At 37.7% G+C, this 25,425-nt stretch carries 23 protein-coding genes and 1 tRNA gene; 3 read left to right on the forward strand and 21 right to left on the reverse strand.

Annotated features, from left to right (window positions below; all coding sequences use genetic code 11):
- Positions 1–55: 55 nt before the first annotated feature.
- The 7 genes from ilvC to atpD all read right to left on the reverse strand — a co-directional run bounded on the left by ilvC (position 56) and on the right by atpD (position 8,103).
- Positions 56–1,114, reverse strand: a complete 1,059-nt coding sequence (gene ilvC, locus GO621_RS03530) for a ketol-acid reductoisomerase (RefSeq protein ID WP_157564253.1) — start codon at positions 1,112–1,114, stop codon at positions 56–58.
- Positions 1,115–1,251: 137 nt separating this feature from the next.
- The gene (locus tag GO621_RS03535) at positions 1,252–1,620 is read right to left on the reverse strand and encodes a glyoxalase superfamily protein (protein ID WP_198170118.1); all 369 of its coding nucleotides are present in this window, start codon (positions 1,618–1,620) and stop codon (positions 1,252–1,254) included.
- A gap of 7 nt (positions 1,621–1,627) precedes the next feature.
- Complete coding sequence (gene ilvN, locus GO621_RS03540; protein ID WP_157564255.1) at positions 1,628–2,275, reverse strand: acetolactate synthase small subunit; 648 nt, start codon at positions 2,273–2,275, stop codon at positions 1,628–1,630.
- A gap of 71 nt (positions 2,276–2,346) precedes the next feature.
- Positions 2,347–4,089 carry a biosynthetic-type acetolactate synthase large subunit gene (ilvB, locus tag GO621_RS03545; protein WP_157564257.1) on the reverse strand — a complete coding sequence of 581 codons (1,743 nt, stop codon included), beginning with the start codon at positions 4,087–4,089 and terminating at the stop codon, positions 2,347–2,349.
- Positions 4,090–4,142: 53 nt separating this feature from the next.
- Positions 4,143–5,846, reverse strand: coding sequence for a dihydroxy-acid dehydratase (ilvD, locus tag GO621_RS03550; protein ID WP_157564259.1), 1,704 nt, complete (start codon positions 5,844–5,846; stop codon positions 4,143–4,145).
- A gap of 424 nt (positions 5,847–6,270) precedes the next feature.
- Positions 6,271–6,519 carry an ATP synthase F1 subunit epsilon gene (atpC, locus tag GO621_RS03555; protein WP_157564261.1) on the reverse strand — a complete coding sequence of 83 codons (249 nt, stop codon included), beginning with the start codon at positions 6,517–6,519 and terminating at the stop codon, positions 6,271–6,273.
- A 78-nt stretch (positions 6,520–6,597) separates the two neighbouring features.
- Positions 6,598–8,103: a F0F1 ATP synthase subunit beta gene (gene atpD, locus GO621_RS03560; RefSeq protein ID WP_157564263.1), complete on the reverse strand. Its 1,506-nt coding sequence runs from the start codon at positions 8,101–8,103 to the stop codon at positions 6,598–6,600.
- Between the two features lie 366 nt (positions 8,104–8,469).
- Between atpD and GO621_RS03565 the strand changes: the two genes are divergently transcribed.
- The 3 genes from GO621_RS03565 to obgE all read left to right on the forward strand — a co-directional run bounded on the left by GO621_RS03565 (position 8,470) and on the right by obgE (position 10,328).
- Positions 8,470–8,543: transfer RNA gene (locus GO621_RS03565), tRNA-Arg, on the forward strand.
- Between the two features lie 55 nt (positions 8,544–8,598).
- Positions 8,599–9,168 carry an adenylate kinase gene (locus GO621_RS03570; RefSeq protein ID WP_157564265.1) on the forward strand — a complete coding sequence of 190 codons (570 nt, stop codon included), beginning with the start codon at positions 8,599–8,601 and terminating at the stop codon, positions 9,166–9,168.
- Between the two features lie 161 nt (positions 9,169–9,329).
- On the forward strand, positions 9,330–10,328 hold the full coding sequence (gene obgE / locus GO621_RS03575) for a GTPase ObgE (RefSeq protein WP_157564267.1): 999 nt from the start codon (positions 9,330–9,332) through the stop codon (positions 10,326–10,328).
- Positions 10,329–10,354: 26 nt separating this feature from the next.
- Here obgE and GO621_RS03580 read toward each other — a convergent pair whose 3' ends face one another.
- From GO621_RS03580 to GO621_RS03645, 14 genes are all read right to left on the reverse strand, one after another.
- The gene (locus tag GO621_RS03580; RefSeq protein ID WP_232335582.1) at positions 10,355–10,921 is read right to left on the reverse strand and encodes a WcaF family extracellular polysaccharide biosynthesis acetyltransferase; all 567 of its coding nucleotides are present in this window, start codon (positions 10,919–10,921) and stop codon (positions 10,355–10,357) included.
- Entirely contained in the window at positions 10,909–12,327 is a 1,419-nt protein-coding gene (xrtY, locus tag GO621_RS03585; protein WP_157564269.1) for an exosortase Y, read from the reverse strand. Before xrtY ends, GO621_RS03580 begins: the two co-directional genes overlap by 13 nt.
- 10 nt (positions 12,328–12,337) lie before the next feature.
- Positions 12,338–13,489 carry an XrtY-associated glycosyltransferase XYAG1 gene (locus tag GO621_RS03590; protein ID WP_157564271.1) on the reverse strand — a complete coding sequence of 384 codons (1,152 nt, stop codon included), beginning with the start codon at positions 13,487–13,489 and terminating at the stop codon, positions 12,338–12,340.
- Positions 13,486–14,895: an exosortase Y-associated Wzy-like protein gene (locus GO621_RS03595; protein ID WP_157564273.1), complete on the reverse strand. Its 1,410-nt coding sequence runs from the start codon at positions 14,893–14,895 to the stop codon at positions 13,486–13,488. Before GO621_RS03595 ends, GO621_RS03590 begins: the two co-directional genes overlap by 4 nt.
- Complete coding sequence (locus tag GO621_RS03600; RefSeq protein ID WP_157564275.1) at positions 14,888–16,048, reverse strand: glycosyltransferase family 4 protein; 1,161 nt, start codon at positions 16,046–16,048, stop codon at positions 14,888–14,890. The genes GO621_RS03595 and GO621_RS03600 overlap by 8 nt, the downstream gene beginning before the upstream one ends.
- Entirely contained in the window at positions 16,045–17,268 is a 1,224-nt protein-coding gene (locus tag GO621_RS03605; RefSeq protein WP_157564277.1) for a glycosyltransferase, read from the reverse strand. The genes GO621_RS03600 and GO621_RS03605 overlap by 4 nt, the downstream gene beginning before the upstream one ends.
- A gap of 65 nt (positions 17,269–17,333) precedes the next feature.
- Positions 17,334–18,581 carry a glycosyltransferase family protein gene (locus GO621_RS03610; protein ID WP_157564279.1) on the reverse strand — a complete coding sequence of 416 codons (1,248 nt, stop codon included), beginning with the start codon at positions 18,579–18,581 and terminating at the stop codon, positions 17,334–17,336.
- Positions 18,582–18,584: 3 nt separating this feature from the next.
- Positions 18,585–19,613, reverse strand: coding sequence for a glycosyltransferase (locus GO621_RS03615; protein ID WP_157564281.1), 1,029 nt, complete (start codon positions 19,611–19,613; stop codon positions 18,585–18,587).
- 28 nt (positions 19,614–19,641) lie between these two features.
- Positions 19,642–20,361, reverse strand: coding sequence for an FkbM family methyltransferase (locus GO621_RS03620; protein ID WP_157564283.1), 720 nt, complete (start codon positions 20,359–20,361; stop codon positions 19,642–19,644).
- Between the two features lie 54 nt (positions 20,362–20,415).
- Positions 20,416–21,390 (reverse strand): glycosyltransferase family 2 protein, encoded by a 975-nt coding sequence (locus tag GO621_RS03625; protein WP_157564285.1) that lies wholly within the window; start codon positions 21,388–21,390, stop codon positions 20,416–20,418.
- Between the two features lie 50 nt (positions 21,391–21,440).
- Positions 21,441–22,442 carry a glycosyltransferase gene (locus GO621_RS03630; RefSeq protein ID WP_157564287.1) on the reverse strand — a complete coding sequence of 334 codons (1,002 nt, stop codon included), beginning with the start codon at positions 22,440–22,442 and terminating at the stop codon, positions 21,441–21,443.
- Between the two features lie 78 nt (positions 22,443–22,520).
- Positions 22,521–23,528, reverse strand: a complete 1,008-nt coding sequence (locus GO621_RS03635; protein ID WP_157564289.1) for a glycosyltransferase family 10 domain-containing protein — start codon at positions 23,526–23,528, stop codon at positions 22,521–22,523.
- Entirely contained in the window at positions 23,522–24,427 is a 906-nt protein-coding gene (locus tag GO621_RS03640) for a glycosyltransferase family 2 protein (RefSeq protein WP_157564291.1), read from the reverse strand. Before GO621_RS03640 ends, GO621_RS03635 begins: the two co-directional genes overlap by 7 nt.
- A gap of 64 nt (positions 24,428–24,491) precedes the next feature.
- Positions 24,492–25,424 (reverse strand): glycosyltransferase family protein, encoded by a 933-nt coding sequence (locus GO621_RS03645; protein ID WP_157564293.1) that lies wholly within the window; start codon positions 25,422–25,424, stop codon positions 24,492–24,494.
- Position 25,425 lies beyond the last annotated feature (1 nt).

Raw genomic sequence — 25,425 nt, forward strand, 5'->3', positions numbered from 1 at the left:
ATGCTTCTTTTATCACCCTAAAACTTACAACCCGCAACTTACAACCTACAACTTCTTATGCTTCTACTTCCTGATTTTCAGGACGAAGGCTTCTTACTGTTTTACCAGCCTGCCAGATTTCGCTGTCACGTAATTCTGCTAATTCAGCATCAAGTTTTTCGCGGTAATCCGGTTGGCTGTTAGAATCGATAGAACGTTGAGATTCTTTTCCTGTTGCTACGCTTTCATATAATTCTTCGAAAACAGGTTTGGTTGCATCACGGAATTTTTTCCACCAGTCCAGAGCGCCGCGTTGTGCTGTGGTTGAGCAATTGGCGTACATCCAGTCCATGCCATTTTCTGCAACCAATGGCATTAATGATTGGGTTAACTCTTCAACCGTTTCATTAAATGCTTCGGAAGGAGAGTGCCCTTTGCTGCGTAAAACATCATATTGAGCAGCAAAAATTCCCTGGATACAACCCATTAAAGTACCGCGTTCGCCGGTTAAATCGCTGTAAACTTCTTTTTTGAAATCAGTTTCAAACAAGTAACCGCTTCCAACGGCAATTCCTAAGGCAATTACACGCTCAAATGCCTTACCGGTTGCATCCTGGAAAATAGCGTAGCTTGAATTTAAGCCGCGGCCTTGTAAAAACATGCGGCGCAAGGAAGTTCCGGAACCTTTTGGCGCCACTAAAAATACGTCAACATCTTTTGGCGGAACGATGCCGGTTTGCTCATTAAAAGTAATCCCGAAACCATGAGAAAAATATAAGGCTTTGCCTGGTTTTAAATGTTTTTGAACCGTTGGCCACAATTTTATTTGTGCCGCATCACTTAAAAGGTAGCAAATAATGGTCCCTTTTTCTAAGGCTTCTTCAATTTCAAACAAAGTTTCGCCTTCAACAAAACCATCACGAACAGCTTTGTCCCATGATTTTGAATTTTTACGCTGACCAACAATTACGTTAATACCGTTGTCTTTTTGATTGAGCGCCTGACCAGGGCCTTGAACACCGTAACCAATTACCGCTACCGTTTCGTTTTTTAATACTTCCTGTGCTTTAGCTAACGGAAATTCTTCGCGGGTTACTACATTCTCTTCAGTTCCGCCAAAAGTTAATTTTGCCATTTTTTTAATTGTTTGTGATTACACCGATTTTGTTGATTACACCGATGCTTTGATTTATAATGTTTGTTTTAATCTGATTATTATTTTATAAATGCTTCTTTTACCACACTAATTTTAGGTTGATAAAAGAAGTATCGCTATATTTTCTTCTCGTCAAATATCAATTGGTTTCCAAACGGATCGTGAACGGTTACGCTCCATGTTTCGTAAAAAGTTTCTTCCAAACCTGGCCGCCCATATTTGTAATTTTTATTGATCAAACTTTGGTGATACTCTTTCAACCCGGTACAATTAATATGCAGATGTGTTCCCGGAGTTCCATCGCCATGATGTTCACTTAAATGAAGTTTGATCCCTTCCGCAGAAATCTGCATATATAAAGGTGCGTTTTCATCAAACCGGTGTTCCCAGTCAATTTTAAAACCAAGCCAGTTAACATAAAATTCAACTGCTTTGGCATAATCAAAAATCCGGAGAATAGGAGTAATGCTTTGTACCTTCATCATGCTTCTTTTACATGGTAAAAACCTTGTCGCGTTTGCTTAAAAACTCATTTTCACTCACTTCCTGTCCGGGTTCCAGTTGCTCAAATTCACGCAGTTTCCGGTTAAAACCTTCGCTGCTTTTGATAATGGCAATGCGCGCGCTTCTTACAAATTCAATCAAGCCAAAAGGTTGCAACGCGTAAAGCAAATTATCGGTTTCGGTACGATGGCCGGTAGTTTCAAAAACGGTATAATCTTTACGGATCACAACTGCGCGCGCGCCATGTTCGCGCAGCAAGCGTTCTACTAAAACCTTTTCGGCAATAGTATCTGTAGGAACTTTGTACAAAGCCATTTCCTGCCAGATAATTTCGTCATTAGTGTGATAGTAAACCTTTAAAACCTCAACCTGCTTTTCAATCTGGCGCGCCAGTTTGCGCACTACATCTTCTGTTTCAGTTAAAACAATATCAAAACGATGAATGCTGTCGATCTCGGAAGGAGAAGTGTTCAGGCTCTCAATATTGATTTTCCTACGGGTAAAAATGATCGCGATACGGTTAAGCAAACCGATCTGGTTTTCTGTGTAAACCGTTATATTATACTCCTGCTTGGCCTCAGCCCGGCCCTCTCCAAAGGAGAGGGAGCTGGCAGCCTGCGCTTTTTTTATATCCATTTTTTAATGTTTTTAAGCTTTAATTTTAAGAAGTTATCGGCCTTTAACCTTTTTTCCTTTCAGCTTTCCCCTTATTTTAGCCTGATTTCACTAACACTGCAACCTTGCGGCACCATCGGGAACACATTGTTTTCTTTGGTTACCATTACTTCCAGCAGGTAAGAGCCTTTATGTTCCAGCATTTCTTTTAGTGCATTTTGCAGTTCTTCTCTTTCAGAGATACACTTTCCATCGATGCCGTAAGCCGAAGCAACTTTAACAAAATCAGGACTTTGGATATCAACGAAAGAATAACGCCTTTCGTTAAAAAGCTCCTGCCATTGCCTCACCATTCCTAAAAAGCGGTTATTTAGTACAAGAATTTTAACATCAATCCCGCATTGCATAATTGTTCCAAGTTCCTGGATCGTCATCTGGAAACCGCCATCTCCGGCTATCGCAACAACTGTCCGGTCTTGTGCGCCAAATTTAGCACCAATTGCTGCTGGCAAAGCAAATCCCATCGTACCTAAACCGCCGCTGGTAACGTTGCTGCGTGTTTTGTTAAACTTAGCATACCGACATGCAACCATTTGATGCTGACCAACATCTGTTACAATAATTGCTTCTCCCTGGGTTAAGATATTAAGCTGATTGATTACTTCTCCCATAGTCATCTCTCCGGCCGTTGGGTTCAGTTCTGCATCAATTACCGCTTTAACCTCTTTTTGCTGATATTCTTTAAATTTTTGCAGCCATTCAGTATGCTTTTTCTCTTCTATTAATTTGGTTAATAAAGGAAGTGTTTCTTTACAATCGCCCCAAACCGGTACAGTAGTTTGTACGTTTTTATCGATTTCAGCCGGATCAATATCTAAATGAATGATTTTTGCCTGCTTGGCGTATTTATCTAAACGGCCTGTCACGCGGTCATCAAAACGCATTCCGATAGCAATTAAAACATCGCATTCGTTTGTTAATACATTCGGGCCGTAGTTTCCGTGCATTCCTAACATGCCTACGTTTAATTCATGGTCTGTAGGAATTGCACCAACGCCTAAAATAGTCCACGCAGCAGGCAGATTTCCTTTTTCGATGAATGCCTGAAACTCCTTTTCTGCTTTCCCTAAAATTACACCTTGCCCCCAGATTACAAATGGTTTTTTTGCCTGATTGATCAATTCGGCTGCTTGTTCAATATATTCATTACGAACAATTGGTTTTGGCCGATAGCTGCGGATATGGTTTGATTTAACATATCCTTCAAAATTAAACTTCTGTATTTGAGCATTTTTGGTGATGTCGATCAATACCGGTCCCGGACGGCCACTTTTGGCAATATGAAAAGCTTTTGCCATTACTTCCGGAATTTCATTCGCATCAGTTACCTGATAATTCCATTTGGTTACTGGCGTAGTAATATTGATAACATCCGTTTCCTGAAAAGCATCTGTTCCTAATAAATGCGCGAAAACCTGGCCGGTAATGCAAACTAAAGGCGTACTGTCTATCTGCGCATCAGCCAAACCCGTAATCAGGTTCGTTGCGCCCGGTCCGCTGGTTGCAAATACAACACCCACTTTTCCGGATGAACGGGCATAACCTTGTCCGGCATGAATACCACCTTGCTCGTGGCGTACCAAAATATGGTTCAGCTTTTCTTTGTAATCATATAGCGCATCATAAATTGGCATGATGGCACCGCCAGGATAACCAAAGATAGTATCCACACCTTCAGCAACCAGGCCTTCCAGCAATGCTACAGAGCCTGAAACTTCTTTGATTTTCTTTGTTTCAGGTACGATGGTCAATAATTCCTCTTGTGCAATTTCCATAATGGTTTATCTTTTTTAGAGAATTTTTTATGCTTCTTTTATCGGTATATTTCTTATAAATCAGTAACACAACCTTCGGCTGCGGTTGATACTTGCTTAGCGTATTTATACAGGATGCCTTTTGTTGCTTTTAAAGCAGGTTGCTGCCATTTTGCACGGCGGTTTGCTATTTCTTCATCAGAAACCATTAAGCTGATATTTCTGCTGATGGCATCGATTTCAATTCGGTCTTCGTCTTTTACTAAGGCAATCAATCCGCCGTCAAAAGCTTCCGGAGTAATGTGTCCAACCACGAAACCATGTGTACCGCCGCTAAAGCGGCCATCCGTAATTAAGGCAACACTGCTGCCTAAACCAGCGCCAAAAATAGCCGAAGTTGGTTTGAGCATTTCCGGCATTCCGGGTGCTCCTTTTGGCCCAACATTTCTGATCACCACAACATCTCCCGGTTTTACACGGCCGCTTTGAATACCATGGATCAATTCAAATTCACCATCAAAAACACGTGCCGGACCTTCAAAGCGTTCACCTTCTTTTCCTGTGATCTTGGCAACACTTCCGCCTTCTGCCAAATTGCCGTACAGAATTTGCAAGTGCCCCGTTTGTTTAATTGGGTTTTCTACAGGAAGAATAATTTTTTGAGTTTCGAAACTTAGCTTCGGAACTTTTTCCAGGTTTTCGGCAATCGTTTTTCCGGTAACCGTTAAGCAATTGCCATGCAGCCATCCTTTGTTAAGCAGATACTTCATTACTGCAGGCACACCGCCAACGTTATGCAGGTCATCCATCATATATTTTCCACTTGGCTTCATATCTGCCAAAACCGGAATTTTATTGCTGATGGTTTGGAAATCATCTTGTGTTAGAGGTACATCAACACTTTTTGCCATGGCAATTAAGTGCAAAACTGCATTGGTTGATCCGCCTAAAACCATGATCAACACGATAGCATTTTCAAATGCTTCGCGTGTCATGATATCGCTTGGTTTAATATCTTTCTCCAGTAAAATTTTAATTGCTTTTCCGGCAGCTAAACATTCTGCATCTTTTTCCGGGCTGATTGCCGGATTGGAAGAGGAATAAGGCAAGCTCATGCCTAAAGCCTCGATAGCGGCAGCCATGGTATTAGCGGTATAAATACCACCGCAGGCGCCAGCACCCGGACAAGCATTTTTGATCACTTCTTTAAAATCGAAATCATCAATTTGTCCGGCAATCTTTTTACCAAGAGCTTCAAAAGCAGAAACGATGTTTAAATCTTCCCCTTTATAATGGCCGGGTTTAATTGTTCCGCCATAAACCATAATAGAAGGGCGGTTTAAACGGCCCATCGCCATAACAGATCCAGGCATATTTTTATCGCAACCTGGAAGTGCAATTACAGCATCATAATACTGTGCGCCACAAACCGCTTCAATGGAATCTGCAATGATATCGCGGCTGACCAAAGAGTAACGCATACCATCCGTTCCGTTGCTCATGCCATCGCTTACGCCAATCGTGTTAAATACTAAACCAACTAAATCTTCTTCCCAAATACCTTTTTTTACAATTTGTGCCAAATCGTTCAGGTGCATATTACAAGTGTTGCCATCGTAACCCATACTTGCAACACCAACCTGTGCTTTTTGCATATCTTCATCGGTTAAGCCAATGCCATAAAGCATTGCTTGCGCGGCAGGTTGCGTTGGGTCTTGGGTAAAGGTTTTGCTATAACGGTTTAATTCTACTGCTTCTTTTGTTTCTATGTTTTCCATTGGTTTAGATAATGGCTTTATATTTTTATTTTTCTATCAATCTGTTTTCTGCAAAAAATATCCTGATTATTATCTCAACTGAAATAAATTGAAAATTTGCTGTTCAGTTATTTTTATTGACTATTTGTAAGGTAGACACTTGCCGCAGTTTTACCAATACTAAATTAAAAAAAAATGAAAAAATATTTTATTTTTAATTTACACGAAATTTAAGAATAATATACTTAATAATAGAAGCATATATTACTTTTAATTTTAATGCTACTATACCAAAGTTGATTTTGGTATTCGGTATGTTTTTGTAAGGGTAACCTGGCGGGCCTGTTTTTCTGCTTAAAATATGATATTAATCAGAAAAACTGCTCAAAAAATGGCAAAAAAAAACCTGACTGAATGGCCAGGTTTTATACTGATAAAAGAAGTATCAGTGTATTTCTACACCTTCGGCCAAAAGCATTACTTTATTGTTTAACACTTCTATAACACCACCTTTAATAAAAAAAGTTTGGGTTTTAGCGTTGGTACGGATAATGATTTTGCCACGGTCCAACGTAGAAATAATAGGGGCATGGTTATTCAATACTTCAAAAGAACCCATAGAACCGGGAACGGTTACAGAAGTAACTTCTCCATCAAAAAACTTTTTATCCGGGGTGATGATTTCTAATGTCATTTTATAATAGGTATGAGGTATGAGGTATGAGGTTAATTTAGGTTTTTTACCTGATATCCCAAACCTCACGCCTGATTACTAATCGTTTGCTTCAGCTAATAATTTTTTACCTTTTTCAATCGCTTCTTCAATGCTTCCAACTAAGTTAAAGGCAGCTTCCGGATATTCATCCACTTCGCCGTCCATAATCATGTTGAAGCCTTTGATCGTTTCCTTGATATCAACCAATACTCCTTTTAAGCCGGTAAATTGTTCAGCCACATGGAACGGCTGGGATAAGAAACGTTGCACACGGCGGGCGCGTGATACGGTTAATTTATCTTCTTCGGATAACTCATCCATACCTAAAATAGCGATGATATCCTGAAGTTCTTTATAACGCTGCAATGTTTCTTTAACGCGTTGTGCGGTATTGTAATGTTCATCGCCTAAAACCGTTTTGTTTAGGATACGCGAAGCAGAATCCAATGGATCTACAGCCGGATAAATTCCAAGCTCTGCAATTTTACGGGAAAGTACCGTAGTAGCATCTAAGTGGGCAAAAGTTGTTGCCGGCGCCGGATCGGTTAAATCATCTGCAGGAACATAAACAGCCTGAACGGAAGTGATAGAACCGCGTTTGGTAGAAGTGATCCGTTCCTGCATTAAACCCATTTCGGTTGCCAAAGTAGGCTGGTAACCTACGGCTGACGGCATACGGCCTAATAAAGCTGATACTTCTGCACCTGCTTGTGTAAAACGGAAAATATTATCTACGAAGAATAAAATGTCTTTTCCTTGTCCTTCGCCTTCGCCATCACGAAAATATTCTGCAACCGTTAAACCCGATAAAGCTACACGTGCACGTGCGCCCGGAGGCTCGTTCATCTGGCCGAAAACCAAAGTTGCTTTAGATTCTTTTAATTTTTCTTTATCTACAGACGGCAGGTTCCAGTCGCCTTTTTCCATGGAATGAAGAAATTCATCACCATAATTAATTACGCCTGATTCTATAAATTCACGCAGTAAATCGTTTCCTTCACGGGTACGTTCGCCAACACCTGCAAACACAGATAAACCTGCATAAGCTTTTGCAATGTTGTTAACCAGCTCCATAATCAATACCGTTTTACCTACACCGGCACCGCCGAACAAACCGATTTTGCCACCTTTGGTATAAGGTGCTAAAAGGTCGATTACTTTGATACCTGTAAAAAGAATTTCTGTTTCTGTAGATAATTCTTCAAATTTTGGAGGTGCATTGTGAATGGGATAACCCTGAGAGTTATCAATTGTACCAATGCCATCAATAGCTTCGCCAACTACATTGAATAATCGTCCTTTAATCTGATCTCCAACCGGCATTTTTATAGGCGAATTAGTATCAGTTACTGGCATTCCGCGTAACAATCCGTCGGTAGAATCCATTGCAATTGTTCTTACACGATCTTCACCCAAATGCTGCTGAACTTCTAAAACAACCTTTTGGCCGTTATCTTTAATAATTTCCAGTGCATCCAGAATTTTAGGCAAATGCGCATCATCTGCAAAACTTACGTCAACTACGGGGCCGATAATTTGTGCTATTTTTCCAATGTTTGGCATATATGTTTTAATTAATATAAGCTTTATTAGGCTTTTTTTGGATTGCAAAGCTACATTTTAAAGGCTAAAATTGCAAAGCTTTTATAAAGAAATACTCAGTTAACCTATAATTATTTATAAAGTAAAAAGGATACTTAAAACTATGTAATTTCGACAGGGAAAGATGCTTCTTTTAGCACTATAAAATTGTTGTTTGTATGATTAAAAAAGTTTAATGTTTTTTATGGGATAAAAGAAGCATAGGCATAGGTTTATGAAAAGTGCCGGGACCGTCCATCTTATTGTTATTAATGCCGGATAAAGGAATTTTTAAAAAAATTATAAAGGATTGAAAAGATATTCTATTTTTGTATTCCGTTTAAAAAAGCACTTGTAGCTCAATTGGATAGAGCATCTCACTACGGATGAGAAGGTTTGGGGTTCGAATCCCTACAAGTGCACTCTATTAAAGCCTTTCTGGTAATTTGCCAGGAAGGCTTTTTAAATGAAAATTACATGCTTAATTTAGTATTGTTTGGCCCTCCGGGTGCAGGAAAAGGTACACAATCTCAAAATTTGATTGACCATTACCACTTAGTGCATATTTCTACAGGTGATATTTTTCGGGCGCATATTAAAAATCAAACAGCATTAGGACGTGAAGTAAGCCAGTTATTGGCCGACGGCAAACTTGTTCCGGATGATATTACCATTGCGATGCTGGAAGAAGAAGTTAAGAAAAACCCAGGTGCAAAAGGTTTTATTTTTGATGGCTTTCCGCGTACCGTGCCACAAGCAGAAGCATTAGACGTTTTTTTATCCAGCATAAACGAAAAAATTACAGCGGTAATTGCTTTGGATGTGACGCAGGAAGAGTTAACCCGACGAATTGCTGAACGTCATAAAATAACAAATCGACCTGATGATGAGGCCGATAAACTTAAAAAACGTATCGACGAATATTTTACAAAAACGATACAGGTATTGCCTTATTACGAAGCGCAGGGCAAACTGGATAAGGTGAACGGAATCGGTAATATTGATACGATCTTTGCTGATTTACGCAAAGTAATTGACGCCCTATAAGACTGACTTAATTTTATTTGATAAAAGAAGCAGCAAAAATCATCTTTGCTGCTTTTATTGTATATAAAAATACAACATCCCGCAAACTCCAGCAGCTAAGTTTGTTCTACTTTAACCATTAACCATTAACCATTAACCATTAACCATTAACCATTAACCACATGTCCCAGGGTTCTAATTTTGTCGATTACGTAAAAATCTGTTGCCGGTCTGGTAACGGTGGTGCTGGTTCTGCACATTTACATCGGGACAAACATACAGCAACAGGCGGACCAGACGGAGGAGATGGCGGACGTGGCGGACATATTATTGTAAAAGGAAACGCCCAGTTGTGGACAATGCTTCACCTTAAATTCCGAAAACATGTTATTGCTGAAAGCGGCGGATCAGGTGGGAGTTCAACAAGTACCGGCAAAAGCGGGAAAGATGAAATTTTAGAAGTTCCGTTGGGAACTATAGCCAAAAATGCAGAAACAGGTGAAGTTTTATTCGAGATCACCAAAGATGGGGAAACCAAAATATTAACCGAAGGTGGCCGCGGCGGATTAGGAAACTGGCATTTTAAATCGGCCACCCAACAAACGCCACGTTTTGCACAACCCGGCGAACCGGGAAAGGAAGAATGGAACGTTTTGGAGCTGAAAGTATTGGCCGATGTAGGTTTGGTGGGTTTTCCGAATGCCGGAAAATCAACTTTATTATCCGTAGTAAGCGCAGCCAAACCGGAAATTGCTGATTATGCCTTTACTACTTTGGTCCCAAACTTAGGAATTGTGGCTTATCGCGGTAATAAATCTTTTGTGATGGCCGATATTCCCGGAATTATTGAAGGCGCTTCTGCTGGAAAAGGATTGGGTTTCCGTTTCCTTCGGCACATTGAGCGTAATTCTGTATTGCTTTTTATGATTCCTGCGGATACAAATCGCACTTTAACCCAGGAATACGAAATTTTACTGAACGAGCTGCAGGAATACAATCCGGAACTGATGCAGAAACCCCGCGTTCTGGCAGTTACTAAAGCTGATTTGTTGGATGAAGAACTGCAACAGGAGATGAAAAGCGAATTGCCCAAAAATATTCCTGCTGTTTTTATTTCTTCCGTTCAGCAAAAAGGTTTGATGGAGTTGAAGGATTTGCTTTGGAAAGCGATAAACAGTTAAGATGCTGTTTTTATCAACCTAAAAACTCAATCTTCAATTTGTCTTTTTCTAACCTTTACCGCAGGGTTTCCCTGGTAAACAAAATATGCTTCCATGTTTTTGGTAGCGATGCTTCCGGCAGCTAAAACCGCATGTTCATCAGCATAAACATTCGGACAAACTATTGCTTTTGCGCCAATCCAAACACCATTTGCCAAAAAAATCCCACCGGTAATTAGATCAAAGTTTTTTTTAGAATAATTATGATTGCCGGTAAGCAGCACTGCACCTTGCGACAAGCAAACATTTGCACCAAATTTTACCGGAACCAAGTTGTCGATCCAAACTTCTTCCCCAATCCAGCTAAAATCGCCAACGGTTAAAAACCAGGGGAATTTAATATTGAGCCGATGCCTGACTACAACGTTTTTTCCAATTTTCGAACCAAACATCCGCAGTAAAAAAACTTTGAAACCTGAAGATGGGAAAAAAGAAGTTTTAAAAATAATTGCACTGATGTAGAACCACAAAATACGTTTCAACCAATTTGCCCCCGGCTGATAATTGTGGTTTTGATATTCTGCTAAATTTGTTTTTCCAATCATCTTTGCCATGCTTCTTTTATCGTACTTTTTTCTATAAAGAAGTATAATGTTAGGGCAATTAATACATAAATTATCCCGTTAAAAACAGTATGGTGGTTAATCCTGTCCATTTCTTCGCCTTTCCAATATAAAGCAAGCAGCATAAAACGTAAAATGTTAAGTAATTGAAACCCAATTATACAACCAATCCAAAGTTGTATCCTGGATTTGATTTTTGTTGGAAAAGTTAGGGCAAATGCAGTTAAAAAACTCATCACGCCCAAACCCAAACAATCATACGCAAGGTTAATTTTGTTGTAACCAACAGCCATCAGCGAGTAACTATTGATTTTGGTTTGATATCCGAATAATTGCAAACCTGCCGAACTGCTATCGAGCAAAAAGTTGCGGAGCCATTGGATATAGTTAAAATGCTGCGATAAAAAAGCATTGTAATTTCCGCCTGGTTGCATTAAACCGTTATAAAAAAGGTTGGACCCATAGAAAATTGCAAATAAGAACAAAAAATGAAAGGCGAATTTAATTGCTGGTTTCTGAGATGAAATTTGTTTAATTTTTTGATTTGGTTCCTGCTTCTGCATCAATTCATCTATTTTTACATCTACCATCAGCCTGAACCAAAATCCTTGTAAAAAATGAAAGATAATGCCTTTTTTACCGTCCAAAAATCCGCGTTGAATAATTAGCCGGTAAAAGAAGTATATCAGCGGGCGCCAGTAGCGAGGTAATTTCCACCAGATATTTTTTAGCCAGGCTGTTCTTTCATCGGGCGTTCCTCCAAACTTTGGTTTTAAAGTTTGCTGCCTGATTTTTTGCATACGTTCTACTTCTTCAAAAGCTAATAAATCACTGTAATTGTTATGTTTATCGATCCAAAATCTGATCTGGTTTTCTTTTAAATTTTCTTCGCGGAGATAGCCATCTTTCCAAATAACCGTTTTGCCGGGCGCAATAAAACGATGGTCCATATTCTCGTTCAGATCAGAAAAACCAACATCATACCGGAACATTTTTAACTGATAAAACGGATAATAACCGCCATGCTTGATCCAACTTCCCTTAAAATAATTTTTTCGGTTGAAGTAGATGCCATTTACTTCGGAAAATTGCTGCTCCTCAAAATTTTGCAGCCGTAAAAGAAGCTCCGGAGAAACCTGCTGATCGGCATCCAGACAAATTACCCAAGGTGTTTTGATGTCGAAATTTTTAAGTGCAAAGTCCCATTGTTTAGGATGGTTTTTGAAAGGATGAGAAGCGGTAACAATATCAAACTGTTTACAAATAGTTAAAGTTGCATCTGTACTTCCTGAATCCAAAATAAAAACAGGTGCATTTAAAGTTTGGATAGATTGCAGCAAGCGCGGCAAATGTACTTCTTCATTAAAAGTAAGAATGATGAAAGAATACGGCCTCATTTTATAGTGATTAAGCAGTTGCAATTACTGCCTGATATAACTCCAAATACTGTTTAACCAACTGCCCGTCCGCAAAATCCTGTCGGATTTGCTTTGGAGATTGCAAGCGAATTTCATCAAGCCATTGTCGGTTACTGTTAATTTTTATCAATTGCTCCTTAAGCATTTTTGGCTGGTTATCAAACGTCCAACCTAAATAATTACGGTTAACATAAGCTGCCAGCCCGACATTGCTGCTGATTAAAACTGCAGTTCCAACAGCCAAAGATTCGATTACCACATTGCCAAAGTTTTCGTTATACGAAGGAAGGACTAGCAAATCATGTGCTTGCAATACGTTGAATTTATTTTCGTATTCCTGAAATCCAATCCAACTTACAAAAGCTTCCATGCTTCTTTTATGCACTATTTTTTTGAGTGAGTTGATGTATTCCGGTTCGCCGGTCCCGGCAATCGTTAATAAGTAAGGAAAGCTGATTTTATCCAAAGCTTCCAGCAAAATTTCTAAGCCTTTTTTAGCTTCTATCCTCGATAAGAAAAGCAGTTTCAGTAGAGTAGTTTTATCAGTTGAAACTTGTTGGGGAAGTTCTGGAAGACTGATAAAATTAGGGATTATTTTAATCTGTTTTGGATGAACGAGGCTGAGAATTTCCTGTTTTTCCTGCTCACTTGTAACGTGGAAACAGCAGTTGGCAAGTAATTTTTTGCCTGCTAAAAAATGCATCCATTTTTTAACCAGATGATGTTTATTGCCGAAAGAATAACTGCTTAATGTTCCTCTGGGCGATAAAACAACCGGCACTTTTTTAATTTGTGCGATCAGGCAAGCCAAAACAGAAACCAGGTTCCACCAGGCATGAATATGGATAACCAAAGGTTCATCTGTTTTTTTAATTGCTAAAAAAAGATGTTTTAACAAGGCTGGAGAAAAATGAGAATGATCTTTGGTAAGCCGTTTAAAAAAGCGGACTGCCACGCCTTCAATCCAAGTTATTGCTCCCGCAGTAAAAGAAAGTTCTGATTTACCGTTGGCTAATGTGGTTAATACTTCCACTTGCAAACCGCTTTTAACCAGTTCTTCGCTTAGTTTAGAAACAGACATGGTTGGCCCGCCGTAAACTACAGCAGGTTTATAAGATGCACTGATCTGGATAATTTTCAATCGGCTTTTTTAAGGATACGGATGATAAACAAGAACCGGGCAATGAGCAGCATGGTGATGTAACTCCAGAAAACAGAGTTTAGCAAAAATTCAAAACTCAGGCCGCGCCATAAAAACTGGAACAAACCCGAATAAATTAAAGCTGTACCTAAAATATATCCGCCAAAAAGGCTTTCTGCTTTTAACGCAATAAGCTGGGCAACAACGCCATATAGAAATAAAATCAGGAAAATGCCAATTCCGCCTTCAAACAGATAAGCATCGGCAATCAGCGCAGGTTTGGCAGAAACGTTCATTCCTTCAGCAGCGATTCCGGCATTGTAAACACGTTTCATCACCAGATCTTCTGTGTTTGGTTTGTTTGGCCAAAATACACGTGGTATTAAAGATTGAACAGATTGGCTGATCATTTTCATTTCATAAAAATCAACAGTTTTAGGAGTGGTTTGAAGATATTTGATGAGCATATCAATCTCACTCAACCTGAACACCAAAAAGCCCCAGTTGCTGTATTTTACTTCTTCTGAGTTATCAAAAGCAGCGTTTAAAGCAATTTTTGAAGCTGCTTCGGCAGAAAGGTTTCCCGACCAGGCGTTTTGCCTAAAAACCTGGTTGTAGGTTGGCAAAACCATAAAAATAAGCAGGAGCAAGGGCACAAAAATAAAGGTTACGGTACGTTTATAAACCGGATAAAGGAAAATAGCCAGTACCAGCAAGCTTACTATAATAGGTTCTTTATATCCTGATAAAAACGATTTGTAAAAATTAAACAAAAAAAGAACGCCCGAAATAATAATGTTAGGCAATTGCTGAAGCGGAATGGCAAAAGCCAGCGCCAGGGTTGCTGCAATAAAGCTTAAAGCGGTAAATTGTGTAGAAACCTGCTCTAAACCGGGAACAAAAGCAAAAAAAGCCGAAACCAGAACCGTAATAACAGCGATGTAAAGCAGCAGATCGGCAAGGTTAACCGTTTGTAAAATATACTTTTTTTTAACCGGATAATTCATAAAAAGCAAAATACCGGAAACAAAAACAGCATGGCCGAGGCAGTAATAACGCTGACATTGCGCAATCAGGATTAGTTTTTTGGGATCGGGTTTAAATAAGTGGTTTAACAGATGGAAGTTTTCATAACCAATTGTATCCAGGTAATAAAAAATGGTAGAGCAGCACATATAACCGGCAAAAATTAATTGCGTTAAAAATAGTGGCCGCATTAATTGTTCGCCCAAATTCCGGTCGGCTGGTATTGGTTTAACCCATCCGGTCATGGTTATTAAAAAGATAAAAAACGACCCGGACCAGGCAACCAAATAGGAACTTTGAGGAAAAGAGCTTAAAATCCAGGAAAATATCCAGGGAAGATAAAGCACAAAAAATCTTTCAATACGGATTGGATTACGCATATGCTACTATTTTTTCCTGCATGGCCTTTACCGCGTTTATAAAATTCCAGTTTTTAATGATCTGGGCAGAAGCTTGTCCGTATTGCTTCAGTAAAGCTTTATCCTGACATAAAAACTGTAGTTTTTGGGTTAAATCATCTGCATTTCCCGATTGAAAAATTGCGCCGTTTTCCTCTTCCAAAACTAAATCTGCTGCACAGCCAACTTTATCAGAAACTAAAACTGCTTTTCCGCAAGCCATGGCTTCGTTTACGGCCAAGCCCCAGGTTTCGCTGTTCGAAGAAAGGCAAAACAAATCGCAGGATTGATAAATAAATGGCATAGCAGACTGGTTCTGAAAATCCAGAAAATGAATGTTCGATGCTGTTTTTAGCAACCTTTTTTTTGCCTGCAGTTTTTTTTCCAGCGGCCCGTTTCCAACTAACAGCAAATGTGTATTTTGCTGGTTTAATCTTTCTAATCCTTCCAGTAGTAAAGCTGCATTTTTCACAGCTTCGAACTTTCCGGCAAAAAGGATTAAAATACCTTCATCTTCAATTCCAAGTTTTTGTCGAAGTGATGCTGCTTCTGCTGATCGATCTTCTGCAAACCTCTCATTATCAATAGCGTGAGGAGCAAAAGTAAGCTGATATGGCTTCAACCCAAACTTTTTAAAATAATCCTTATTGTTTTTGCCGACAAAAAAAGCATGATCAACCTGTTTATAAACCCATTTTAAAAAAAGGTTTTTTAAAGTAGCTTTCCATCCCGAAGGCCGGTTTAACAAAGTAGAATCACCGCGAAAAAAAACAGGGATTTTTCCTTTAAAATAGCAAATTGCTTTTAAATGGGCAAGATATGCCCAGCCGTAAACCAAAACGGCATCAGCTTTCCAGCTTTTAATTTCTTTGATCAGATCTGGGTTTTTAATCCCCAGGAAACGATCAGAACCAGGATTTTTAGCTGTATTTTTTTGAAACTGGTACGGATAACCTTGCAGCAATGGAATATCCCAGCTAATGCTTCTGCCAAAACCAGGGTCTGTTTGTTTTAATCCGGCTTCTCCCAAAGTATAAAAAACCTTGATCTCTATTTTTTTTTGCTGATGCAGCAGGCTAAAAACAGGCGCATAATATTGAATAGGATGTGTGGTGATGATTGCCAGCCTTTTCATCCTTTAACTATTGCTTCAAAAATTTCTACCTGCTTGCGCACCATTTGCCTTGCCGTAAATTCTTCAAATGTTTTACGGTCAAGAGAATTTTTGGTTGTAGAAAATTTTGCCCAATGGTTTAAAGTTTCTCTGACTTGTTGTTTTGCCTTAACAGGATTGTCCGGGAAAGTAATAACAGAACTGTGCGGGGAACAAGAGCGGATAATTGGAACGGCGCTGCTTTGCTGATGAAAAATAGTCAGCAAAGGTTTTTGCGCCATTAAATAAGGATAAATTTTTGAAGCCGTATATTGAGGATCATTGGAACCGGGAATAAACAAAGCATCGGCAGCAAGCAAAGTATTAATGGTGCTGTAAAAACCGATGCGATCTGTAACTTCTGTAACCTGTTTTTCTACGCCGCATTTTATTGCGAGAGGAAATATAGTCTGTTTCGCTAATTCTTTGGGAGCATAACTCGTTCCGATAAAATAGAGATGAAGTTTGCTGAACACTTCCGCTTCATCCTGCAATGCTTCTTTTAAGGCATAAAAAAGTAGTTGAACTGCGGTTTGCATATCTGCACCTCCGCGGCCAACATAAACCACATTAAAATTATCGGAGTTGAATTGAATTGCCGGCGGACAAGTTGCTATGTTTTTTTCGGCTATCTCAAAATCTTTTTCAAAAGCGCCAAAAGGAATTACCGCAGCAGGTTTGTTTTTGAGCTGCGGATAACGCTGTTGTAAAGTATCGATATAAGCCGGAGAAACGCTGATTAAACCATCGCATTTTTTCATGGCAATTGGTTCCAGATATTTGTGTAAACGATAGGAAAACCAGTATTTTGGCGGACGTTCTTCTTTTGGTTTATCCTGATAATAAGTTGAATGCCACGCATCCTGCATATCAATTACATAAGGAACAGCAAAACGTTTTTTCCAGTAAGCGCCTAAAACGCAAACCGGAAACTCTGTTGTAGAAAAATAAATCAGGTCGTATTTTTTTGCCGGTAAAAGAAGCATCACTTTTTTATGGTAGAACCAGAGCGAGCGTAAAGCCAAGCTTCCCAAACCGAATTTGGAAGTCCACTTTTTAGAAAAAGCTTTAACCTGATGAACGATCACATTTTTCGGAACGCTTTGCAGCAGCAATTCATCTTTCGGTATTTCCGAATATTTTTCATCCACACAAACTACTTCTGCTTCCCAGCCAAAATCTTTAAAAAATGACAAGCTCATTCTAATCCTTTGGCTGTCAGCCAAATTAGAAGGAGGGAAATAAGGTGAAATAATAAGAACGCGTTTCAAATAGCGATTGTTTCTTCTACAACTTTTAAAAATTTCAGGCTTTCGGTTTCCCAGTTTAAATCGTTGCGCGCAGCTTTAAAAGCTTCTTGTTTTGTTTGTAGTAATAAACCTGGTTCGTTAATCAAGCGTTTTAAAATAGCTGTCAATTGTTGTCCGTTTCCTTTTTCGTAACAAAAACCTAACGCTGGATTTTTATTTATAAATTGTTTTTGTGCTGTTGTATCACTTGCAACAACCGTAAGTCCTGCTTGTAAATAAGTGAATATTTTATTGCTGAGGGCAACGTTGTTATTGAGGGAAAAGCCAGGTTCAAGCGCAAGTCCAACATCAAATTGTGCAGCAAAAAGTGGTATTTTATCCGGGTTAATGGGTTGATGAAAAACTATATTAGGCTTATTTGCGAACTGTAATTCCTGAATTATTATATCCAGTTGTTTTCTTGTTTCTTTATCTATAAAACCTAATAAATGCAGTTCAATCTGTTTATCTTCCAGAAATTTTAATGCGGATAAAACATCCTGCAAACCGCGGTTTAAACCAATAGTTTGCGAAAACCAGAAGAGTTTTAAAGGTTCCGCTGCTTTAACAGCAGGTAACGATACTTCTTTTACCACAGGAAAAGCATTAAGCACGGTAACAGCTTTTTTTGAAGGGAAAAGCTGCTGATAAAGTGCTGCAATAGCTGGGCTGCTGGCTGTTAAATAATCAGTCTTAGGAATGTATTTTTCTTCCAGAAAAGTTTTTAACCGAACATCCATGTGGTACGGATTATTTGTGATTTCATTTCGGTGAAAATCCTCCGCATCAAAACCACATTTAGCTTTATTTTTTTTAGCTGCGATGACTGCAACCGGCAAAGCTGCCAGGTTATGTGCTATATATAAATCGGCACGTTGCCGCAATGCATCTTTTAACAGTAAGAAAGTGCACCTGCTTAATGACCTTTCTGCAAGCCAGTATTTAAAACCGACCAGCTTAATTAATATTTTTACTGCTTTATGCCGAACTCTTGTTATCCAGTATAAAGCTTTATGTGTTTCCGGAGTGCCTCCAATACGAATAGCGTTCCATTTTTTTACAGGAAGTATTTGTTGATCTATTTCTGTTCCCCAAGCGTTCCAGTACTGGTAAATTACTGTAACCTTATACCCGGATGTTGTTAAAGCATCGGCTTCTTTTACCAAACGCGGATTAAGTGCTGGCTGGCCGGACGTGACCAAAACGATATGAAAAGTAGCCTGCATCTTTTAATGCGTATTATCAAAAATATTTAAGTATTGCCGGGCAATAACTTTTATATCAAATTTTGCTTCTGCTCGCTTTTTGCAAATGTAACGGTCAATAAAAACAACTTTATCTACAGCATTAATCATTTCATTTATAGTGTTTACGATTAAACCAGTAATACCTTCTTCTATCACTTCAGCAACAGAACCTTTTTTAAAACCAATAACCGGTGTTCCGCAAGCCATTGCTTCAATCATTACCAATCCAAAAGGTTCGTTCCATTCGATTGGAAAAAGCAATGCTTTAGCTTTCCTTAAATACTGATTTTTTTGAACGTTATTTAAGGCACCGAGGTAAATAATCTGTTTGCCATCAATATATGGCTCGATTTCCTGCTTATAATATTGATAGTTATCGAGCGTATCAGGTATATTTCCTCCAATCCATAAAGTATGATTGGTTGCTTTTGCAACTTTAATAGCTGTATGTACGCCTTTAATTTTATCTAATCTTCCCAGAAACATTAGTGGTGCTTCTTTTAGCACCTGTTTTTGTATAAAGTAATCAGAAAAATTGATGGCATTATAAACAGTTCTCCAGTTTCCGGCAACATTTCCGGTAGAAACGCAATAGTTACTACAAGCTGTAAATATTAAGTTTTTTGGGTTGAAGGTTGAAATTTTCTGAATCCCATTAGCAGAAACCCCTCTGCCATAAGTCATGATTTTCTTTACTGGATTTTTTAATACCGGAAGCAAATACAATAAGCGGCCAAAATTATGTATAACATCAAACTGGTTTCTTTTTAAAGTTAAAAGGTACCAGACGTATATTAACTCGCGTATTTTTTGAATTTTTGAACGTTTTAAATCATTCCTGCCAAAAGTATAAACCTTTCCACTGATACTTGATTCTGGTCCGGCAAGCAGAGTAACCTGATGTCCCAAACGCTGGTATTCTTCAGCAAAAAGATAAACCAAGCGCTCATGTCCGCCATAAAATTCTGGTGGCACCGGAATACCTGGATCTGCTATTAACAGAATTTTCATTTATATTTACCTTTAGCTCTACTCGCGCTTAACTCCATCTTTTATCAGCACGAAATTCAGCGCTTTCTTTAATAAATAAAAAATCAGATTGGAACAAAGCTTTATCTAAAGGCCGACGCATTAATGAGCAAATATCATAAAGTACAAATCCTTTCGTTTGCATAAAGGCCATTACTTCTGCTGCTAACGGGCAGTCTTTGTAAATATCTATCATTGATACTTCTAACAGAATAAACTGTGCAAGTTGTATAGTTTGTTCGGCACCTTTTAAAATCTCAAGTTCGAAACCTTGTGTATCAATTTTAATAAAATCTGGTTGTGCAAAAGGTGTATTTGCAATAAGCTTATCCAGTGTTGTAAGCGTTCTTATTTCAATTTTGGCCCCGGTTTCATTATGCTCTTTTAACACAGAACTGGCTGTATCGTAAATGTTAAAATTAATTTCTTTTTCTGCCGAACCTAAAAGCGAGATATTAAAATCAAGCTGCTTGTTGGCAACAGTTTTTTGATTTAATAAGCCCCTTTTGCTTTCCTGGCCTTCAACCATCATTATTTTTGCTTCCGGAAAAACAGTTAAAAAGAGATTTGCCCAGTTGCCTTCATAAGCACCAATATCTAACACCAATTTGGGTTGATAACCTAATTTTTTTAAACGTTTAAAAGTATATTCCTGATCGGGAACGCCAAGCTTTTCTTTTAGTTTGTTTTTTAATGTTACAGGAAACAGGCGTTTTAATAGTTGTAGCATAAAAATTAATTAGCAAAGGGTTATTGTAAGTGCTATTATAAAGATCAAGACAACTTAAAACCCATAACGGATATAACTGATGTAACGCAATATTCGCCAGCCAAAAAACCTGCTTAAAAAAAAACTTATTGGGCCGCCACTGTATTTTCTGCCCGTATAATTGCCTGCTTTTGCTTGTAAAATTGCCCTTGCAGATAATTTTTTAAACCGTGGGTAAGCGGAAAGTGCAAAATCCCAATAATGCCTGGCAAAAATGTTATTAACCAGTTCCTGAGTATCAATTGCTGCAAGATGTTGTTGCTTCAATTCTAAAGCGTTTAATCTGGACTCAAATCCTTCTATGTTTAATTGTGAGGATAAACTAATCTTGTTTTGATATTTGCGGTAATAACATAGGGTTTCATTTGTACACACAATTTTACTTGCTGCTAAAACAACACGGCAAAAATATTCACCATCATCATCAACCGTTAAGCTTTCGTTCCAAAAACCAGCTTTTTTTATTAATTCCGCCGGAGTAAGCCATGCGTGTAAGGCAATCATTCCTCCCTGGTTATTTTCTGCCCCGTAAAGTTTTAGTAAAAATTGGAGAGGGTTGGAATTGCTTTTATAGAAGTTTTTTTCATAGTCTGAAGGTGAAAAGTTTTTGTAAGACTGCCCGTCCGGAAAGTGGATTACCGGACAAATACCCAGTTGACTGTTACTAAAATTAATTGCTTTTAACTGCTGCTCAATTTTAGTTTCTTCCAAAAGGTCATCGGCATCTAAAAACTGGATGTAATCGCCTTTTGCTTCTTTTATCCCCTTATTTCTTGCGGCGCTTGCACCCTGTTTTGCTTGTAAGAAAACTTTTATGGTTTTAGATTCATAAGATTTAGCAATGCTAAAAGAAGCATCTTCAGAGCCATCATCAATAATTAAAATTTCTTTATTTTCCCACGTTTGTTTTATAGCCGAAGTAATTGTTTCAGCAATATACTTCTGTGCATTGTAAACCGGAATAATAATGGAAACTAAGGGTTTAGACATATTTTAATTTGCAGGCAATAGTTGTATTTTAAATGATTTAAACCGAATAATTAAAGTTGCTGAAACTTTTGTGATAAATGTTGCTGCACCTGTTGGTAAATAGCCAAGTACTTTCGGGCACTAATTTCTAAGGATAAGTTTTCTGTAATATAACTTCTGGGTGTAAACTTTTTTTCGGATAGAAGCTTTAAAAATAAATTGAGTTTTGATGGAAATTCTTCAATAGACTTAAATTTTAACCCGCAACGTTTATCCCAATAAGGGGTAGAGCTTACAGGTTCATATTGAACAGTATGTGGATAATAAGAAGGATCCTCCCAAAAGCTGCCTTTGTCCCATGCTAAAATAGGTGTATTTGTAGCTAAAATCTGTTGATAAGCCATTCCCTGCGTTTCGTGCTCGCATAGATAAATCACAGCTTTACTTTGTCTTATTTTTGCACGTAATATTTCATGATTATAAAAACCGTAATTTATTATTTGATAATTAAGCTTCTGTAATTCAAGCGTTTCTAAAATTGGCTTTAATAAAATTTGTGTTTTAATTTCCTTATCCCACATAATTTTATTGTAGATTAAAAAATCGAACTCGTTACTTTTCGGTTCAGGAAACCAGTACTTTGTATCAATTCCGGCTGGCCAAATGCTTACTTTATCACTATAATACGGATCAAACATGTCTTTCATCCAATTGCCAGGAACCAAAATTTTTTGAACAGAAGGATACTTTTTAAAAAAAGATGGTTGGTCTGAGGGATGAGAGAAAATACCTGCACCAAACAGAATGGGATTTTTCCATTGATATTTATCAAGCACTTGAGGTTTGCCGATTATACATGCAATTTCCAAAGGGTTTTTTTTGATAAACTTGTAATCATTAAACCTGTAAGAAACGCCGATTTTATCTAAACCCTTCATTAGCTGCAGTGCAATCATCATTACACCGCCAGGACGGAATTTTCCACGTAAAACTTTTCTGATTATTTTTCTTGGATACCTATCAAAAGGAAACCATCGATCAGGATCTGGTTCTTCGTAAAAAATATTTAGCATGGTTTATTAATTAAGTTATTTGCAGCAATATTTAGTGCGCAAAAAATGGAAATCTGAGTAAAAAACCAAAGGAGGGGATTACTTGGAATTAAATATTTTAATCCATTGGTTTTTGGTTGAAATTACTTCTTTAGCCATGTTATTGTTTAGCCAAGGTTGCACAACATATTGTAAGTATAAATCCTGATTTTTATCCAGTTCGATAATCTTATCAATCAAATCAGAAAAATCAGTTTTATTAAAGCTAAGCTTCATTTTAATATTGCGGCCTCGCATTTTTAAATGTCTTTTAAAACGGTGATAGGGCGAATGATAAAATTCTGGCCTAATGTCTTCAAAATCCTGCTGGCAATTCTTTTCAACCCAATTAATAAAAGGGGTTTGATTAAGCTGCAAATATTCCCTTGCATGAATAAAGCTTTTGGTGTTAAAAATATCACCAATGTATGGATCTCCGAGATAAATTGGGATACTTCCTGCCAACATTGCATCATAAAGTTTTTCTGTTTGATAGCCTGGAAACAAATCATTTTCAAATGCAATAGTAAACTTGTATTGCTGTAAAAAACTTCTTTTAGCAGTCCATTTATCAGTTTGGTTTAACTGATAAATTTCCGGCATATTGTTCATGGATTTTCCAGGGGCATCTACTTTTTTGTATTTATTTAATGCTTTAAAAAAGGCTTCCCGGTATGGAACCGGATTAGAATACAGAAAGTTGCAAAACTTACTTTTATTTTTTAAAATGCCTTCTGCATCTGTTATTATTGGTTTTACAAGTGACTTTGGATCGAAACCATGCCATTGAATGCGTTTATAATTTTCCTGGTTAATAGTTTCTTCTCTTGAAATGCCAAAAGCATATTCGCAACAGTTAAAATCAGGTTTTACATTTTCGCAGAAATAACCAATCCGTGTGTAGTTTCCTTTCTGGGGTATATCATTTCCGTATGGGCCAAAAACAATAAAATCAGGCTGGCTGCTTTCCCTGAAATCAAAAACATCATCTAATTCATTTAAAATTTCTGCTTTGGCAGTTTCAAAATCAAGGCCATTCTGAAATTTTATGTTTACTGTTTTCAGCATATAAAATCAAAGTCGGTTTTCTGGTTTTCATGCTCTAAAATATTATATAATTTGTTGTAAATGCTTTCTAAGTCAGTATATTCATGTAAAGCGCTGCTATTATTGTTATTTTTAAAAGAAGCATTTTTCTGAACCCACTGTAGTTTTAGTCCGAGAGCAATTTTTAGATTCGACCATATAGAGATTTCCGCATCATCTCCAGGATACCCGTATTTTACTTTAGCAATCATTGCTTCATATTTTAAAACTCTCCGGGTTGATAAGCTGGTAATATTACCAGGCGTATCAACTGTTAATGAATTATAACCAGTGTAGTAGCCTATTTTTGCCTTTAGAAAAGAGCAACGCAGGGAAAACTCCCAATCAATCATTCGAAATTGAGTATCATATAAACCGGTAAAACTTAAAGCTTCTTTTCGGATTAGTATATAAACATCACTAAAGGTAAAACACGAAGTTTCGTCTTTTTGCCACTGTAAAAAGTACGATAGCCTGCTTGCTTTATTTATTTGTTCAGAATATTGCAGGTTAGTTTGTAAGGTATTGGAAATACAAATATTAATTTCAGGATGTTCAATCATCCAGTTTTTGCACTTCCTGATGGATGCAAAACAAAAAATATCATCGTCCATAATTTTTTTAATAAACTTTCCGTTTGCAAGTAACATACCTTTATTCCAGGCATGTGCCTGATTTTGGTCGGGTTCGTTTATATAACAATGAATTTTTTTATCTATGTACAATTGTTTCAGATAAGATGATGTTCCATCGTTGCTATTGCCATTAATGACAATTATTTCTTCGTCTGCCAAAAGTTCATTTATCAGCTTTTCTAATGTGATTTTTAGAAAAGGCAGACGGTTGCGTGTTGCAAGTATATAAGAAATATTAAATGTCAAAATGAAAAAAAGGTTGTTAAAAGAAGTATTCTTATTCTAAATAAATAAGTTTCTTGTGAAATTTTTATCTGTTAAATTTAGAAAAAATCCAGTATTTAGATTTATAAGGAATATGGATAAGCAACATAATCAAAACTGTAGCTATTCGGGGATGTACATTTTTAGCTTTTAAATTAAGCAAAAAGTGTTGTGATATATATGGATACTTGTATAAGTTGGCACTTCCAAAATGTACAATTAAAGGTTTCAATTTTCCTTTCGGGTACCAGGAACGATGCAAGGCGGCACCAGGTTCCGGATTGTTGATTTCGCGGTAACCAGTAAGCACATTTAATTTAGAGGTATGTTGGTCTGTGTACAAATCTGTCATCAGGATACTGTTGTCTGCAACGGGGGATTGTTTATGCAATGCCATCGCTATAGAAATCAGGATTTCTTCATTTATCCAATTGTCATGTATCCGCTGAAAACCTAACTGATCATAATCCAATGCAATTTCCCTGACTGTCTCAAAGATTTTTGTTGAGCGGGTTGATTTTAAAATATAATAAACACCACCGTTAAAGCGGGCAAGTTTGGTAATGCCAAATGTTTTATAAATTGTGGAAGCTTGTTCTTCGCCGCACCAGTCTGCGGCTTTAACCAGGTTGCCTACAACAGAAACATTTTTGCCCTTAAATACATCAAACGCTGGTTGTAAAGAACTATAGCACAAACAATCTGCATCTATAAATAAAGTATGTTTGGTTTGAAGGTACTGGTCGATGTATAATTTAATTCCGGTGCCCTGGTCTAAATGTTCTGGTTTGGCTTCAATAATAGAAACACTTTTTTTTAGTGTGGCAGGTAGATCAAATCGCAAATCTGTTACAATATAAAACTTAATTTCATTGGAACGTAAAACAGAGCGGGCACAATTTAAAGCAAATTTAACATAATTAACTTTGCTTGTAGCAAAAGTAATTACCGAATAATCTGCTGTAAAAACTGTTTTCAAA

Origin of the sequence: Mucilaginibacter arboris (assembly GCF_009754915.1) — a bacterium.
Lineage (GTDB): Bacteria > Bacteroidota > Bacteroidia > Sphingobacteriales > Sphingobacteriaceae > Mucilaginibacter_A > Mucilaginibacter_A arboris.

What these genes read in the sequence shown, in the direction of transcription:
- ilvC (WP_157564253.1), bottom strand. Translation starts at nt 1,114, where the DNA reads ATGGCAAAATTAACTTTTGGCGGAACTGAAGAGAATGTAGTAACCCGC.
- GO621_RS03535 (WP_198170118.1), bottom strand. Translation starts at nt 1,620, where the DNA reads ATGATGAAGGTACAAAGCATTACTCCTATTCTCCGGATTTTTGATTAT.
- ilvN (WP_157564255.1), bottom strand. Translation starts at nt 2,275, where the DNA reads ATGGATATAAAAAAAGCGCAGGCTGCCAGCTCCCTCTCCTTTGGAGAG.
- ilvB (WP_157564257.1), bottom strand. Translation starts at nt 4,089, where the DNA reads ATGGAAATTGCACAAGAGGAATTATTGACCATCGTACCTGAAACAAAG.
- ilvD (WP_157564259.1), bottom strand. Translation starts at nt 5,846, where the DNA reads ATGGAAAACATAGAAACAAAAGAAGCAGTAGAATTAAACCGTTATAGC.
- atpC (WP_157564261.1), bottom strand. Translation starts at nt 6,519, where the DNA reads ATGACATTAGAAATCATCACCCCGGATAAAAAGTTTTTTGATGGAGAA.
- atpD (WP_157564263.1), bottom strand. Translation starts at nt 8,103, where the DNA reads ATGCCAAACATTGGAAAAATAGCACAAATTATCGGCCCCGTAGTTGAC.
- GO621_RS03570 (WP_157564265.1), top strand. Translation starts at nt 8,599, where the DNA reads ATGCTTAATTTAGTATTGTTTGGCCCTCCGGGTGCAGGAAAAGGTACA.
- obgE (WP_157564267.1), top strand. Translation starts at nt 9,330, where the DNA reads ATGTCCCAGGGTTCTAATTTTGTCGATTACGTAAAAATCTGTTGCCGG.
- GO621_RS03580 (WP_232335582.1), bottom strand. Translation starts at nt 10,921, where the DNA reads ATGGCAAAGATGATTGGAAAAACAAATTTAGCAGAATATCAAAACCAC.
- xrtY (WP_157564269.1), bottom strand. Translation starts at nt 12,327, where the DNA reads ATGAGGCCGTATTCTTTCATCATTCTTACTTTTAATGAAGAAGTACAT.
- GO621_RS03595 (WP_157564273.1), bottom strand. Translation starts at nt 14,895, where the DNA reads ATGCGTAATCCAATCCGTATTGAAAGATTTTTTGTGCTTTATCTTCCC.
- GO621_RS03600 (WP_157564275.1), bottom strand. Translation starts at nt 16,048, where the DNA reads ATGAAAAGGCTGGCAATCATCACCACACATCCTATTCAATATTATGCG.
- GO621_RS03605 (WP_157564277.1), bottom strand. Translation starts at nt 17,268, where the DNA reads ATGAGCTTGTCATTTTTTAAAGATTTTGGCTGGGAAGCAGAAGTAGTT.
- GO621_RS03610 (WP_157564279.1), bottom strand. Translation starts at nt 18,581, where the DNA reads ATGCAGGCTACTTTTCATATCGTTTTGGTCACGTCCGGCCAGCCAGCA.
- GO621_RS03615 (WP_157564281.1), bottom strand. Translation starts at nt 19,613, where the DNA reads ATGAAAATTCTGTTAATAGCAGATCCAGGTATTCCGGTGCCACCAGAA.
- GO621_RS03620 (WP_157564283.1), bottom strand. Translation starts at nt 20,361, where the DNA reads ATGCTACAACTATTAAAACGCCTGTTTCCTGTAACATTAAAAAACAAA.
- GO621_RS03625 (WP_157564285.1), bottom strand. Translation starts at nt 21,390, where the DNA reads ATGTCTAAACCCTTAGTTTCCATTATTATTCCGGTTTACAATGCACAG.
- GO621_RS03630 (WP_157564287.1), bottom strand. Translation starts at nt 22,442, where the DNA reads ATGCTAAATATTTTTTACGAAGAACCAGATCCTGATCGATGGTTTCCT.
- GO621_RS03635 (WP_157564289.1), bottom strand. Translation starts at nt 23,528, where the DNA reads ATGCTGAAAACAGTAAACATAAAATTTCAGAATGGCCTTGATTTTGAA.